This is a genomic window from Sphingomonas citri (assembly GCF_019429485.1).
GTDB classification, from domain to species: Bacteria; Pseudomonadota; Alphaproteobacteria; order Sphingomonadales; family Sphingomonadaceae; genus Sphingomonas; species Sphingomonas citri.
Window position 1 is genome coordinate 78,006 of record NZ_JAHXZN010000009.1, and the last position, 13,839, is coordinate 91,844.

Annotated in this window: 10 protein-coding genes; 3 read left to right on the plus strand and 7 right to left on the minus strand. The window is 65.3% G+C overall.

Annotated elements, in window-relative coordinates; genetic code table 11:
* Window positions 1–13: 13 nt before the first annotated feature.
* Both KZ820_RS18335 and KZ820_RS18340 read right to left on the minus strand, forming a co-directional pair.
* Window positions 14–928, minus strand: coding sequence for an ArdC family protein (locus KZ820_RS18335; protein WP_219750300.1), 915 nt, complete (start codon window positions 926–928; stop codon window positions 14–16).
* A gap of 85 nt (window positions 929–1,013) precedes the next feature.
* The gene (locus KZ820_RS18340) at window positions 1,014–3,284 is read right to left on the minus strand and encodes a ParB/RepB/Spo0J family partition protein (protein WP_219750301.1); all 2,271 of its coding nucleotides are present in this window, start codon (window positions 3,282–3,284) and stop codon (window positions 1,014–1,016) included.
* A 190-nt stretch (window positions 3,285–3,474) separates the two neighbouring features.
* On the opposite strand from KZ820_RS18340, the gene KZ820_RS18345 reads away from it, so the two are divergent.
* Window positions 3,475–3,975, plus strand: coding sequence for a Ros/MucR family transcriptional regulator (locus KZ820_RS18345; protein ID WP_219750302.1), 501 nt, complete (start codon window positions 3,475–3,477; stop codon window positions 3,973–3,975).
* A gap of 379 nt (window positions 3,976–4,354) precedes the next feature.
* On the opposite strand, the gene KZ820_RS18350 is transcribed toward KZ820_RS18345, so the two are convergent.
* The 3 genes from KZ820_RS18350 to KZ820_RS18360 are packed head-to-tail and all read right to left on the minus strand — an operon-like array spanning window position 4,355 to window position 9,702.
* Window positions 4,355–8,572 (minus strand): strawberry notch-like NTP hydrolase domain-containing protein, encoded by a 4,218-nt coding sequence (locus KZ820_RS18350; protein WP_219750303.1) that lies wholly within the window; start codon window positions 8,570–8,572, stop codon window positions 4,355–4,357.
* 35 nt (window positions 8,573–8,607) lie between these two features.
* On the minus strand, window positions 8,608–9,468 hold the full coding sequence (locus KZ820_RS18355; RefSeq protein WP_219750304.1) for a DUF7146 domain-containing protein: 861 nt from the start codon (window positions 9,466–9,468) through the stop codon (window positions 8,608–8,610).
* A 12-nt stretch (window positions 9,469–9,480) separates the two neighbouring features.
* Window positions 9,481–9,702 (minus strand): hypothetical protein, encoded by a 222-nt coding sequence (locus KZ820_RS18360; protein ID WP_219750305.1) that lies wholly within the window; start codon window positions 9,700–9,702, stop codon window positions 9,481–9,483.
* A gap of 236 nt (window positions 9,703–9,938) precedes the next feature.
* On the opposite strand from KZ820_RS18360, the gene KZ820_RS18365 reads away from it, so the two are divergent.
* Window positions 9,939–10,208 carry a hypothetical protein gene (locus KZ820_RS18365; protein ID WP_219750306.1) on the plus strand — a complete coding sequence of 90 codons (270 nt, stop codon included), beginning with the start codon at window positions 9,939–9,941 and terminating at the stop codon, window positions 10,206–10,208.
* A gap of 4 nt (window positions 10,209–10,212) precedes the next feature.
* On the opposite strand, the gene KZ820_RS18370 is transcribed toward KZ820_RS18365, so the two are convergent.
* The gene (locus KZ820_RS18370; protein ID WP_219750307.1) at window positions 10,213–11,505 is read right to left on the minus strand and encodes a DUF8535 domain-containing protein; all 1,293 of its coding nucleotides are present in this window, start codon (window positions 11,503–11,505) and stop codon (window positions 10,213–10,215) included.
* A gap of 154 nt (window positions 11,506–11,659) precedes the next feature.
* On the opposite strand from KZ820_RS18370, the gene KZ820_RS18375 reads away from it, so the two are divergent.
* Complete coding sequence (locus tag KZ820_RS18375; protein WP_308462278.1) at window positions 11,660–12,508, plus strand: lytic transglycosylase domain-containing protein; 849 nt, start codon at window positions 11,660–11,662, stop codon at window positions 12,506–12,508.
* 10 nt (window positions 12,509–12,518) lie between these two features.
* Here the strand turns inward: KZ820_RS18375 and KZ820_RS18380 are convergent, their stop codons facing one another.
* Complete coding sequence (locus KZ820_RS18380; protein WP_219750308.1) at window positions 12,519–13,412, minus strand: replication initiator protein A; 894 nt, start codon at window positions 13,410–13,412, stop codon at window positions 12,519–12,521.
* Window positions 13,413–13,839: the final 427 nt, after the last annotated feature.

The window sequence follows — 13,839 nt, forward strand, 5'->3', positions numbered from 1 at the left end:
CTTGAAACGTGGATCATGCCGCGAGCTTCTCTGCATCGCGGGTCGCGGCCTCGGCCGAAAAGGCGCGCAGATAGGCGAAGGCCTGCTCTGCCTTGGTCGCGGCGACGAAGATCGCGCTCTTGTCGGCGCGCAGCACCCGCAGCCAGTCGGCGACGTAGTTCGCGTGGCTGTCATGGATCTCGGACGGCAGGCCGAGATCACTGCAGACCATCGCGCCGGTAAGCTCGGCGACGAGCTCCTCGACGCAGTACGCCTTGTCACCGAACTTCTTGCCGAAGGTCCGATCCAGTCGCGACGAGTGCCCGGTCCAATGGGCATGCTCATGCGCCAGGATGGACGCGTGCGCGTCGGCCGACTTGAAGCTGCCGGCGTGCGGCATCTGGATGTAATCGAAGGTGTAGCTGAAGAAGGCGCGATCACCGCCGCGGCGGATCTTCGACGGGATGGCTGCGAAGAAGGCGTCGATACGATCCTGTCGCGCCGAGAGCAGCGTCGGTGTGGGCGGCACTGGGCGCGCGTAGAAGTAGCTCGGCAGACCCTCGATCTCGTCGGCATTGAAGACGGTGTACGAGCGCAGGAAGCGGATCAGCTTGTCGGCCGAGATCCCCTCAAGGTTGGGCTGGCCGCGCTTGCGGAAGGTCGAGCTGTAGACCGAAAAAGACGGCTGCGCGTCGCGGCGCACCTGCCCGCCAAGCTCCTCAGCCTGGCGCGCGGTCATCCAGTAGCGGCTCCGGAAGCCGAGAAAATCGGCCATGACCCAGAGCCAGATGGAGTTGATGCCGAGGTACGGCGTGCCCTCGTGGCGCAGCGGACGGCCCCCCTCGCCAGTGATCGACCATGGGCGCTGCCACGGCACGGTGCCGGCCTCGAGTTTGGCGATGATGGTGTCGGTGATTGCGGCCGCGATGTCGCGGGTGCCGGCGGGCATGGCGCGGCTCCTTGATGAACGTGGAAAGAAGCTGCCGGCGCCGCGTGAGGCAGCGCCGGCAGCAGGTTGCCCAGCGGGTGTGCTGTTACTCGGCCGCGACCACGTCGCTGACGGTGTCGTCGTTCTGGTGCTCGGGCGGCATAACGTCGCCGGTGCCGCTGCTCTCGGCATCGACATCGCCCGTGCCGTCACCAGCGGGCTCGCCGGCGTCTTCACCGATGAGCGCGGCCAGGTCGTCCTCCTCGCCGGCGCCGGTGCCGTCGCCGATCAAGCCGGCGAGCTCGTCCTGCCCGTCGTCCTCGACCGCCTCGCCGGAGGTGACGTCGTTGAAGCGCATCGCAGTCGGCACCCAGGCGAGCGCCTTCTCCTTCACCTCGGCCTCGACGATCGCATCGCCGGCGAAGAGCTTCTGGCACGAAGCCGAGATCTCCGGCTTCTTGCTGCTGGCGTTGCGGCTGGTGAGCGACGGACCGCCGACCTCGTCGAGCAGCGACAGCAGCGCGCCCTTGGGCACGCGGTCGAAGAAGTTCTCCGATGTCGGACGCCACCAGCTGGCCACATCGACCTCGAGGATGGTGGCGAGGCGGTTCTGGAGCGGGATCTGCTTGGGCGCGCCGTAGCCCTCCTTGGCGTCGAACGACGTGGCCACGATCCACGCCAGCCACTTGGCCTTGGTGTCGTCGGAGAGGACGCGGAACGCCTCGAAGCGCGCCACCTTGTTGTCCGGTTCGGACCAGCTCGCATCGAGACCGTCGTAGACCTCCGCGAGATAGTCGCGCGCGCGTGAGCCCGGCACGCCAGTCGCAGGCACTGCATCCTGCGGCAGCGGCGCACGGATGGTCGTCCCGTTGCCTTCGTTGCGGTAGTTACGCCCCTCAATCATGACGAAGATCATGTAGTCGAGCGCGAGACCGGGGTTGGCCTGCAGCGCAGCACCGAGCACGTCGCGACGCTGGATTGCGAGCTGATCCATCAGGACCTGGCTCATCGGCTTGCCACCCGGTGCGGCGCGGTCGGGCTCGACGACCGACGTCGTGTTGCCGCGGCCGATGGTATGCCCCGCCCCTTCCTCGATGCGGAAAGTCGCGACCGGCGCACGACGCTCGGAGTCGTCGGCATCGCCTTCGGACCCGTCGTCCGACGCATCATCGCCTTCGTGCTCGCCGGCATCGTCTTCCGCCGCGTCCGGCTCGACCATCGTCACCGTGATCGGAGTCTCGCTGTAGAAGGTGTCGTCGAGCACCATCTCGCCGGTATGAGACAGCGTCAGGAAGGCGCCGACGCGGGAGGCCAGTTCGGCGGGCATCATGACCGGGCGATGCTCGAGCGCGTCGAGTTCCGCGGCGAGCGTGTCGTACTGCCCCTCGATCTCGATGTGCGCCTCGTCGCTGAGCGTGGCGCTCTCGAGCTGCTCCTGCAGCGGTGCCAGGAGCGCCTCGATCTCGACCGCTCGCGCGCCCTGCTCCTCGGTCATCGGCTCGGTTGGCAGATGCACGCGGTACAGGCCATGCGCGGCGTTGTAGGTGCTGCTCGACGCGACCGGACGGATCCAGGCGAAGCCGCGCTCGTCGCCGATGCGCTTTGCCTCGGCTTCCATCTTTTCGCCGGCGAGCCTCTGGACGATCTCCGGATTGGTCCAGCGGTCGTCGCCGTCGCTGAACAGCTCGCGCTCGATCACGCCACCTGCCGCCTCGTACGCCTCGGCGCCGACGAGCAGCGCAACCGGATCGCTCGAGCGCATATCGTCGTTGGCGATCGTGCGCCGGATGGTGTCCGGCGTGTTGTAGCTGCTCTGGCCGTAGGCGTTCCACACTTTGAGCTGGCGCTCATGGCTGGCGGTCGTGCCGTACGCCTTGGCCATTTCAAGGCTGATCTTCTCGTCGGCCAGCGCCTCGAAGATCGGCTCGGCCAGATTGGCGAGCCGCAGACGCCGAACGACGAAGCGGCGGGTCACACCGAAGCGCCGCGCGAGCCCGTCGATGTCGCCGCCCTGCGAGAGGATGAGCTGGAAGCCGCGGCACTCGTCGGCCGGGTTCATGCTATCGCGCTGGAAGTTCTCGACCAGCGACACCTCTGACAGCTCGCTTTCGGCGCCGGTCATCAGCTTGACCGGGACGTCATACTCGTCAGCGTTGATCTCACCGCGCTCGGCGAGCAGCATCAGGCCGCGGTAGCGGCTCTCGCCGGCGACGACGCCGTAATGGCCACGCGGTTTCTTGAGCGGCGTGACGATCAGGTTCTGCAGGATACCATTGGCGGCGATGCTGATCGCGAAGCTCTCGGCCTTATCGGCGCGACGCTTGCGTACGTTGACGTCGGAGAGGACCAGCTTCGACAGCTTGACGGACTGGATCATGGAAAATCACCCTTATGCTGAGCATCCGACGTTCTGCCGGACACCAGCTCCCCTCCCCCTTCTCTCCATTGCTCAGGGCTGCCTCGGAACGTGACATGTTCTCGGACTGTTCAGAGTTACTGCGGCAGCGCCTTGCGCTATGACGATGCCGTCGCGTCCGCGACCGTCCCCCTGATTACCGGGATCCAACATGACCGAAGAAACGAACCCCGTCGAACTGGCGACCGAGCTGACGATCGCGTGGCTGTCGAACCCGAATACGCGCACCTCGGCCGACGATGTGCCGGCGTTCCTGAAGACGATGCACGATGCCGTGGCGAACCTTAGCAGCGCGCCAGGTGAGGCGAGCTCGGAGCCAGCCCAGTCGGAATACACGCCTGCAGTATCGGTCCGTAAGTCGCTCGCGAACAAGGACCACATCATCAGCATGATCGATGGCAAGCCGTACAAGACGCTGCGCCGCCATCTGTCGACCAACGGTCTGACGCCTGACCAGTATCGCGAGCGCTACAATCTGAAGCGCGACTATCCGATGGTGGCCGAGAGCTACAGCGAGGCGCGTCGCACGATGGCGAAGAAGATCGGGCTCGGCCGCAAGCCTGGCCAGAAGATCGCCGAAGCTGCGCCGGAAGCGCCCGCCCCTAAGCCGCGTCGGTCCAAGGCAAAGTCCGCTGAGACGACCGAGGCATAACCGAGAGGCCGGCCCGCGCGTCATGCCGGGCCGGCCAATCGATAATGAGCAGCGACTGATTGACCTGTGGCGGTATCGTCGCGAACATTCGACTTATGTGGCGGAAGGCCTGGGTCTCCCTTGAGGAAACGGCGCTCATCGCGCTCAGCCTCCTATGCTGCCTCGCCGTTCCAGCGGCCGCGCTTAGATATCTTGCCGAGATGCCCGCGAAGGTAGAGTCTGGCGATGAGTGGCACTCATATATCTTCGTCGCCTACATCACGCTCGACATCACGACAGTTTTCTTGCTGATCCGTTTTCGGCAGTCGTGGGTGCCGTGGCTTCTTGCAGCTGCGACAGGAGCTGCACCTTTCATCTCAATCTACCTTCTCGGCCGCTCCTAATCCGCCTTGAGAAGCCGCTCGAGGATTTCAGTCGCCTCGCTGACCGGCACGAAGACGCGCGTGCGATAGGCGATGATCTCAGTGAAACAGCCGAGTGACTTCAGATAGGCGAGCTGCTGAGCCGGTGCGCGCTCGATCTCGATCCGCTGGGTGCCGTTCACGAACGCCCTCCGGATGGTCATCGGGAAAGGTCGCGTGACGTCGACGCTGCGGCCCGACATGACCGAGTGCGCAATAGCGTCGACAGGCAGGTCCTCGCTCTTAGCGATGCCGAGCTTGGTGTAGAGTTGGGCGACGTGCTGGTCGAACACGAGGCGGCCGAGCCAGGAGTTACCCTGCCCGTCCACAATGCGGTTCACCGCGAGGTGGTCGGACGGCAGCGCTGACCAGATCGGCAGGAGCAGCCCCGTCGCCAGCCGGATCGTCTCGATCTCGGTCTGCCCCGCAAGCTCAGCGACCTCCTCGGCCCATTTCGCCTCGAACGTGGCGCGGTCGATCTTGTCCCAGGCGGACTCGAGCAGGTCCGCTTCTCCGATATACTCGCGTCGGCACGGTCGCTGCAGCTCAAGCCGGGGGATGGCCTCGCCCTGCTGGTCCATCCACGGCCGCGCGCGCAGCTGCAGCGCGACCTTGCCCGAGCGGGCGTTCATGACGAACGCGGAATCCCGTGCCCAACGAGCGGTAAGGAGAATGTCGTCGAGCGGGATCGGCGTCTTCTTGCGCGCGATCTCGATGGTGAGGAGGTGCGACGTCGCACCCGATAGCGGATCGGTGCGCAGCAGCGTGTCGTCGACCACGGTCGCGGTGTCGGCCGTGATGGTTTCCACCCCGACGTCGAGCGTGCCCGCCTTGCGCGCCGCAGCGACCCGGGTCTCCACTAGCGACAGGAACTCGTCGAAAATGACGTTCTGCAGCCCGATCGGCAGCGCCAACAGGCGGTTGAGCCAGCGCTGGATGGGCGGCAGCTCCTCCTTCAGGTTGCCGTCGCTGTCGTAGAGCTCCAGCCCGGTACGCGCGCAGAAGTCGTCCATCGTGGTACTGGTGAGCTTGCCCTGATCGAGCAAGCCGAACCAGGTGACCAGCGCGTCCTTGGCATATTCGCTCTCGAGGTTGTCGGCCGGGTCGAACAGGTTCTGCCCGCCGGTCTGGCGCTGCCCGCGGGTCAGTGCCCCCAAGCTGTCGAGCCGGCGGGCGATCGTCGAGGTGAAGCGCAGCTCGCCTTTGCAGTCGGTTGTCACCGGCCGGAACAGCGGCGTGGAGGCCTGATGGGTGCGGTGGGTGCGGCCGAGCCCCTGGATAGCGCGATCGGCGCGCCAGCCCGGCTCGAGCAGGAAGTGGACGCGCTGCTGCTGGTTCTTGGCGTCGAGGCTCGCGTGGTACGAGCGCCCGGTCCCGCCCGCGTCCGAGAAGACCAGCACGCGCTTGCTGCCGGCCATGAAGGCTGCGGCCTCGACCTGGCTGGAGCGGCCTGAGCGCGTCTCGACCTTCTGCCGCCCGTCCGACGTCGGCACGAGCCGCTTGGAGCGACCGGTCACCTCGGCGACGTCGTCGGTGCCGAAATGCTCGATCAGTGCATCAAGCGCCGATTTGATCGGAGGCAAGCCGCAGATGTGCTCGAGCATGGCGTCGCGCGCGGCGATCGCATCCGGATTGTAGACCGGGTGTCCCGCCTCGTCGGTCATCGGGCGCGAACGCACGGCTCCGGTGTCGTCGCTGTAGGTCTCCATCTGGCGCGTTGGGAACGCACGCTGGAGGTAGTCGGCGATATACTCGGTCGGTGACAGGTCGATCGTCGGATCGGCGCGCTCCTCGGCCGACATCTGGCCCAGCCTGCGGTCGAGGATCGCCTCAGCCGTCGTCACCAGCTGCAGCACGACCGACTGGTCGGCCTTGAGATGCTGTTCGATCGCGGCGATGACCGTCGGCAGCTTCATCGCGAGCAGGACCTGGCCGAAGAAGCGCTGCTTGCACGATTCCAGCCGAGAGCGCGCGGCCGCCTTGGCGCCGCTGTTCAGCGTGCCGCCCTCGAGTGCGTCGACGACGTCGGTGAGCTTCAGCGCTTCTTCCATGTTCTGGAGGATCACGCTCCAGGCGTTCGCGTAGGTGTCGTAGATCTCGATCTGCTGGGGCGTCAGCTCGTGCTTCAGCACGTCATACTCGACGCCGGCGAAGCTGAGCGCGCGCGCGGTGTAGAGCCCGAGCGCCTTCAGATCGCGCGCGACCAGCTCCATTGCGGCGATCCCGCCTTTGCGGATCTCGGAGATGAACGTCTCGCGGTTGGCGAAAGCCGTCTCAGGCCCCCACAGGCCCAACCGCACCGCGTATGCGAGGTTGTTGACGTCCGAGGCGCCTGTGGCGGAGGCGTAGAGCACGCGCGCGTCGGGGAGGTGGTTCTGCAGGAGGACACCACAGATCCCCTGCTGCGAGCCGTCCTTCTTGCCGAGCGCGCCCTCGCCGCCCGCCACGCCACCCATCTCGTGCGCCTCGTCGAACGCGATAACGCCGTCGAAGTCCGGCCCGGCCCAGTCGAGGATCTGCTGCAGCCGGCTGTTGTCGGTGCGCATCGAGCGCAGCGTCGGATAGGTGACGAACAGCACGCCTTCGAGGAGGCGGATCGGTTCGTCGATCTTCCAGTTGGAGACCGGCTGCACGTCACCGGGCAGACCGCCGAGCGCCGACCAATCCCGCCTGGCGTCTTCGAGCAGCGGCTCGTTCTTCGTCACCCAGATGTGGCGACGCCGGCCCTGCAGCCAGTTGTCGAGGATGCAGGCGGCGACCTGACGGCCCTTGCCGGCGCCGGTGCCGTCGCCGAGGAAGAAGCCCTTGCGGTAGCGGCGGCCCTCCTCGTCGATGGTGAGGCCAACGCCTTCCTTGGCTGGCTTGAAGCTGCCCGGCAGCAGCTGGTTCCAGGCATGTCCGGCGTAGATCACCGTCTCGAGCTGCGAGGAGGACAAGAGACGGTCGGAGACGGTGCGCTCTGGCAGGTGCGGAATATGCGCCGGGATCGGCGCCGGGATCGAGCCCATCGCGACCGACTCCACCAGCGCCGTCGGGTGCTCTCCCGCGGCTTCGAAGCCGATCCGGCTCGGCCGATACGGCAGATACACACCGACCTGATCGGCCAGCGGCGCCGGCGCAGCCAGCGTCGTATAGCTGACCGGCAGTACCGCGTTTCGGACGGGAGCATGGTAGGTGCGGGCGACAGCTGGCGTCGCGGCGCGTGCGGCGCCGAACAGGGTGACGACGGCTGGCGCCGACTTCGCCACGTTCGCATCACTCACGAGCTCGGCTCGAACAGGCACCGTGACCGCATCAAGGAAGTCCAGCACAGCGCGGCGCTGGATCACCGTGTGCGACGTACCGCCCGCGACCTTGTCGATGACGTAAAGCCGGACCGCCATATCGGTGCCGTGCTTGCGATAACAGCTCTCGAGCCGCAGCGAGGTGCGCACCGTGCAGCCTGTCAGCACCGCCTCATAGGCGGCCTTGAGCTGAGCGCTCGGTGCGAACCAGTCCGGCATGATCGCCACGACGCGACCGCCCTTCGCCACCCGGCGGATAGCTGCCTGCAGATGACGCAGCGCGGCCAGGTTATCAGCACCGCGGCCGACGCTCCGTGAAAACGGAGGGTTCATCAACACGACGGTCGGGCGCTCCAGCGCAGCGTGAAGGCTGACGAGGGCAGCGCCGTCGTGACCGGTGATGATCGCGTTGGGGAAGACGCTTGCCAGCCGTTCGCGGCGCTTGGGATCGATCTCGTTGAGCTGCAGCCCGGCGCGATGCGGCACCTGCACCGCGAGCAGCCCGTTACCCGCGCTCGGCTCGAGCACGATATCGTTCGGCCCGATTGCCGCCATTACCGCCGCGAGCGCGCCGATATCGATCGGGGTCGAGAATTGCTGGAGCTCGATCTGCTCCTCGCTGCGGACCGTCTGCGTCGGCAGGCGCTCCATCAGTGCCGCGGCATGCGGCACGCCGGCGAGCGTCGCGAGGGGATAGGGCTGTCGTGCAACGTGGAGAGCGACCGCATGCTCGAGCATCTCGAAGCTGGCGCGCTGGGTCCAGTGACCATCCGCGTCGCTGCCGCCGAACGCTGCGGTCATGGCGCTGTTGAGGTCGCGCCGCGTGATCGGCGCTTCGCCGGCGAGCAGCTCGGCGATCGTCAGCGCCGCTGGTCGGTCGGTCACCGGCGGCAGATCGAGAAGGTCGGACATGGAAGGCTCCCTTGATCAGACTGCCATCCGGCAGCTCACCTCCTTCCTCCCCCTCCCCTCTCTCCCGCCTCGAGCGCCTCGGCCCAGTCGTTGAACGGCGCAGGCGGAAAGTCCGCCTCGATCACGCGCTCGTCGGTCGCATAGCGCGCGGCGCTACGCGCGACCGCGCGCCGTCCGGCCAGGTCGTTGTCGCCTGCGAGGATCAGCTTCGTCACCGTGGACGGAATCGTCAGCACGTCGAGCCGGCGCGAGCCGAGCGACGCCCAACACGGCAGCCCGCGCAGCAGCGACCAGGCGCGGGCGGTCTCGAAGCCCTCGGCGAGGCCGATGGTCGGAGCCAACCCGCCCCCTCGCCACGCCCCAGAGCCGAGCGTCCCGAGGGTCGCCTTCTCGGTGTAAGCCGCACTCCCCGGATCAAGGAAGATTCGTTGGAAAGCGACCAGGCGCTGTGCTTCGCGGACCGCCACAAGGAGGGCGGGCTTGAACACCGTACGGGGCTTGGGACCGAGCGGGCACCGTGCGTGAAATCGCACGTCGGTGGGTAGCGGCAGAAGGAAGCGCGAGGCGAGGTAGCGCTCAGCGCATGTTCCGGGCACAGGTCGCGCCTCACTCCAGAGCCGTTCGATGTTGGCAGTGCCGGCTGCGCGTGGCGCCTCCGGCGGCTCATAGCGTCGGCCCAACGGGATACGGTCGAGCTCGCGCAGGACGTCGATGGGGTCGCAACCGGCGAAGCAGGTGACGAGCAGCCCGCGATCGCCCTGCCGGAGCGAGAGGCTGGGTGTACCATCAGCGTGCGCAGGGCAGCGGCAGGTTGCCACGTTACCGTGCCAGGATCCTCCGAGCGCCCCAACGAGATCCACCAGCTTCTGCGACGGACGGTTGGCAATGATGGCCATGGCTTGCCTCCATCAGCACTTCGCGGCGGGGACGCCGGCGATGGTGTAGAGCGCGACGGATTCGTCAGCGAAATAGGCTGCGATCAGCTCAGCGTCGTTTTCGGCGTCCGATGCCTCAGGCGTTCGCTCACGGACGTAGTCCGCCAGCGCCTCGCGTGCGGCCTGTTCGGTCGGATGGAAGGCGACGATGTCCTTTCGGCCACGGTCGCGGATGACAAGCACGATACGTTGCATGGTGGAGAGACCCCGTGCCTGGGCGGCGGTGACGCAGCCCGTATTGAAGGGAGAACAAGGCCACCCGAGCAGCCCGCTCCTTCCCTCCCTCTCCGCTCCATCTCTACCCCTGTAGAATGGGGTGCTACTTAGTGCCGGTCCGTTTACCGGGTGCTAAAGCCTGCGCTCGTAGGCTGCCTTGGAACTAGAATCGATCGGCGCCTGTTTGTCGACACGCGCTTTCAAAAGAGGTGTGGATGTCGCAGTTTTCGGCCATCGAGATTGCCAATTGGATCGCAATCTACCTGGCGGCCGGCATCTGCTGCGCCATCGCGATGGCGCTTTCGGTCACTGTGACTTTGCAAGGGCTCTGGAAAGACAAGATCTGGCAGGATGCCCGTACTGTTCGCGGAGCGGTTCTTCTTCTGCCGAAGGCTTGGTGGCGCTGGCAGAAGCTGTATTTGTTGTCGACGCCGGTGACACTCGGCATCGTCGGTTCCTTCGCCGCGACCATGAGCTGGTCCTGATCCGCTACAGCGCGAGCGCCGCGGCGATGCGTACCGGCGCTGCGTCATCCTCGATGTCAGCGGGAGTGAGGCTTAGCAGCTCGCCCATGTGGCGCATGCGCGGATGCGTAATTGCCTTGGCAGCGTGATACTCATCGGTGTCGAAGCCCATCGCCTCCACCACGATCGTGCGCAACTCGCCCGTCACCCGCGATCGTCCTTCAAGCACGAAGTCAGGCCGGCACGGGCCATCGGGCGTCATCGTGTCGAAGAGCGGCTTGCCGATCGCGAGATCGATGCCACTGCCGCGGAGCATCCGCTGCGTCTCGAGGATCCGCTTGAGCACCTTCCGCTCGAAGTCAGACTCTACCGGCACGAACAGCCGTCCGTTATAGATTGGCTGTGCATAGGCGCGCAGCGGTGCGTAGCCATGCGCCTCCGGGTATTCGCCGGCGACCACCAGGACGAGGAAGGGCCCGCTGATGCGGTTGCCGCGGATCGAGGGAGACTGGACGCGGTTCGCGATGTGGACCGGTAGGCCATCGGGGACGTGGATCTCGTGACCTTGGACGGCCGGCGCATAGAGAAGCACGAAACCCTGCGGCGCGTGCGCCTTCGGCCAGTTCGGCGCCAGGCTACGTAGCGTGGCATAAACGACATTTGCCTCGAGCGGGCGGGCATGGGTCCAGAGCGCGCGTGCCAGCTCGATCCCTGGCGCAATCTCGATCTTGCCCGCTGCCCGCATGATGGCGGCGAACCCTTCCTTGATCGACCAGTCCGGGCCAGCGCCTAGCGGAGGCACGCTGTTCGAGCCCGCCGTGTCCATCAGCCGCCAGAGCAAACGAGCAAGCCGCGGGGTCGAGGCGTTGCGTGTGCGGTCGTCGTGGCTGTCTTCCTCGGGACGCTGGGCGAGCTTCTCCGGCGCTGGCCGGAGCACCTCGAAGAACCCCGCTGGTGGATCGGTTGGCGTGTTGTGGGAGCGCACCTCAGTGATGCGGTTGGTGACCTGGTCGCGGAAAAAGGGGCACTCCGGACGATGCTCCGGCCGCTTCTCGCTCGTGAGGCGTCGCAGATAGTAGGTCTCGGCCTCCGACAGGAACGCAGGGGTGAGGATCGGCGGGCGCTTGTCCGCGCCGAGGCAGCTGCAAGCGATCCAGCGATGGCCTATGCGTGCGTTCTGAACCAGCGTGATCCCGGCCTGCTCATCGTGGAACGAGCCCTCTCCCACGTACCATCGCACCAACGCCTCCCGGAGTTGAGGCGGAAGAGGGATGCGGTTTGGGCCTTGTCCGTCAGTGTCGCGATGGATCAACCACATGCTCGAAGAGACCTTCCGGCACGGTTTAGAGGGCAGTTTCGGCTCGGTTGGCCGTCTTGACAAGCTCGAATAGCTTCTGCCCACTCCTTTAAAGCGACGATTTCAGGAGGTTATTGTGCGGCGAACGATCGTTCGAGCAGCTCTAATAGGTGTGGTGCTGACCGGCACGGCGAACGCCGCGAACCGGAAGCAGCAGTCATCCAGACGGGTCGAGTTGATTTCGATGACTGCTTTACCAACCGCGGGGAGCGACGGCGTCGCGGTTCCATCATCCGACGTCGGGGTAGATACGGCCCTTCCTGCCGAGTTCGCCGTCCACGATCTCAGTCGACGGTACGTCGAGTATCGTATGAAGCGCGAACTGGCAGGTCTCGTAAAAGCCGCTCCTGTGTCTCAGGCCACGTTCGCCACGATCCCCACCTCGTCATCGATCGCAGTGCCTGGCTGGATGCGAGCAAATATCCAGACGATCGCCGCGCCCCCCTTCGTTCCAGGCTGCGCCCCACTGACTTACCGACCGTCGGGATTTCTGTCTCGGGAGGCCGAAGGTCGACGCGCGGCCTATTACGGCATGATGAGCTCGATCGCGTGCGAGCATGGTATCCCAACGGGCTTGTTCGATGCGATGATCATTCGGGAGAGCCGTTACAATCCGCTCGCCGTTTCGCCGAGGAACGCCTTCGGCTTCGCGCAGTTGATGCCCGGGACGGCGGCTGGGCTTGGGGTTGATCGCCTCGATCCGTATCAGAACATGCGCGGCGGGGCGCGCTACCTGCGTCAGCAGCTCGACAACTTCGGCCGGGTCCAATTGGCGCTCGCCGCCTACAATGCCGGTCCTGGTCGTGTTCGTGATGGCCTGGTACCCCGGATTGCAGAGACCCAGGCTTATGTCACCGACATCATCGCCAACTGGTCGCGGCTGACCGCCTCGCCGGAGTCGACCGTGCTTCCCTCACCCCTCCCGCGGTCACCTCGCCGATCGATCTCGGTTTCACGATTCTAACTTCTCTAGCTTACGCTGCGAGCATACGCGTGCTGTCGCCTTTACGAGGACGCATCACAACAACGCTACGTACCTTCTTTCGCTTTCGGCCAAGGCTATCAATCGCGGGCTCGTCCTCGATGATGTCACGAAGCTCAACACGGTACTCAGGGATGCGATCCTCAGCCTCAATCTCCTTTAAGGTGTTCTTCAGCTTCTTGATTGTCGCGCTGGATCCAATCTTCTGAGCGAAACGCTCGATAGACATTTCATGCTCGTCCTCTCGGGCGTAGCAGTGTGCAAGCTCATAGAGCCGGCGTTCATAGAGGCTCAGGCGGAAATAGTCATCGTGATACTGATAAATTTCGCGGTCTCTCGTGATCGCGCGATAGAGCCATTCGCAGAGGATGACTTTAACGAACTCCAGTTGGTCCGAGCCGTCGGGCATGCGACGGGTCGTCGAAACCGCTTCCGAGAACCATGAGAACCAGCCCTTGCTGCCAGCGTTGCCGGTCCGAATGTTCGTCTTGATCTGGGTGCCTTGCAGTCGGCCCAACGCCTCTTGAAAGCGATCATAATCCCGCTTCGAGGGACGCGACACTCCGGTTGCGCGGAAAAAGTCGTGCGCCGCAAAGACGACCGCGTTGTCGACCCGCTCGCCGCGGCGATGGCGAGCGTTGATATGCGAGATCGCGTAAAGAACAATCTCTTTGTCGTACATGGTCGCGATTCCGCCACCGCTGGGCCGAATTTCGATGCTTATGCCCTCGATCTCGTGAACCTGGGGCTCGGTCTGCGGCTTCTTTGCAAGCGAGAAGAGTGGATAATCCATGATGCTTCGCTCGCCCCGGACCTTGCCCTGCAGCGGGCTGTCTAGGTCGAGCAGGTTGAGTTGTGCATTATCGGCTGTGGTGAGCGCGCCCATAGCATTCCTCGCATGTCGACGGTTGTGGTTATAGCCGGAAGCTGCGCCGGAGGGGAGGGTCGAGGCCACAGGGTTCCTAAAAGCACGAAGATTCGAGCCCTTGCGGGTCGACGTCGACGGGTTCTCAACCGGAAGGAGCCGCTCACTGCGGATTTCTTCCGCAGGCTCGTGCTTTTAGGAACCGTACCACACGTCTGGACCTAACCCGTGAAAATCGGCCGCTTTTCCCACGACGATGCCCTGCCCGCCCGACCTGCGGATCGACCGCTCGCTCCAGGGGGCCGATGATTAACCACGGCGTTCCGGAGGTCGTCTCGTCGTTGGGCAGACACGGTTCCCAAAAGCACGAGACCTTTTGGCCACTTTCCGTGCGGAACGGCCTTATCGCGAGGGTTGGAGCGCTCCCAGACGCGCAGAAACAGGTCGG

Excerpts from the sequence above, each read along its gene's own strand:
- KZ820_RS18340 (WP_219750301.1), bottom strand. The coding sequence starts at position 3,284 with ATGATCCAGTCCGTCAAGCTGTCGAAGCTGGTCCTCTCCGACGTCAAC.
- KZ820_RS18335 (WP_219750300.1), bottom strand. The coding sequence starts at position 928 with ATGCCCGCCGGCACCCGCGACATCGCGGCCGCAATCACCGACACCATC.
- KZ820_RS18350 (WP_219750303.1), bottom strand. The coding sequence starts at position 8,572 with ATGTCCGACCTTCTCGATCTGCCGCCGGTGACCGACCGACCAGCGGCG.
- KZ820_RS18345 (WP_219750302.1), top strand. The coding sequence starts at position 3,475 with ATGACCGAAGAAACGAACCCCGTCGAACTGGCGACCGAGCTGACGATC.
- KZ820_RS18360 (WP_219750305.1), bottom strand. The coding sequence starts at position 9,702 with ATGCAACGTATCGTGCTTGTCATCCGCGACCGTGGCCGAAAGGACATC.
- KZ820_RS18365 (WP_219750306.1), top strand. The coding sequence starts at position 9,939 with ATGTCGCAGTTTTCGGCCATCGAGATTGCCAATTGGATCGCAATCTAC.
- KZ820_RS18355 (WP_219750304.1), bottom strand. The coding sequence starts at position 9,468 with ATGGCCATCATTGCCAACCGTCCGTCGCAGAAGCTGGTGGATCTCGTT.
- KZ820_RS18370 (WP_219750307.1), bottom strand. The coding sequence starts at position 11,505 with ATGTGGTTGATCCATCGCGACACTGACGGACAAGGCCCAAACCGCATC.
- KZ820_RS18380 (WP_219750308.1), bottom strand. The coding sequence starts at position 13,412 with ATGGGCGCGCTCACCACAGCCGATAATGCACAACTCAACCTGCTCGAC.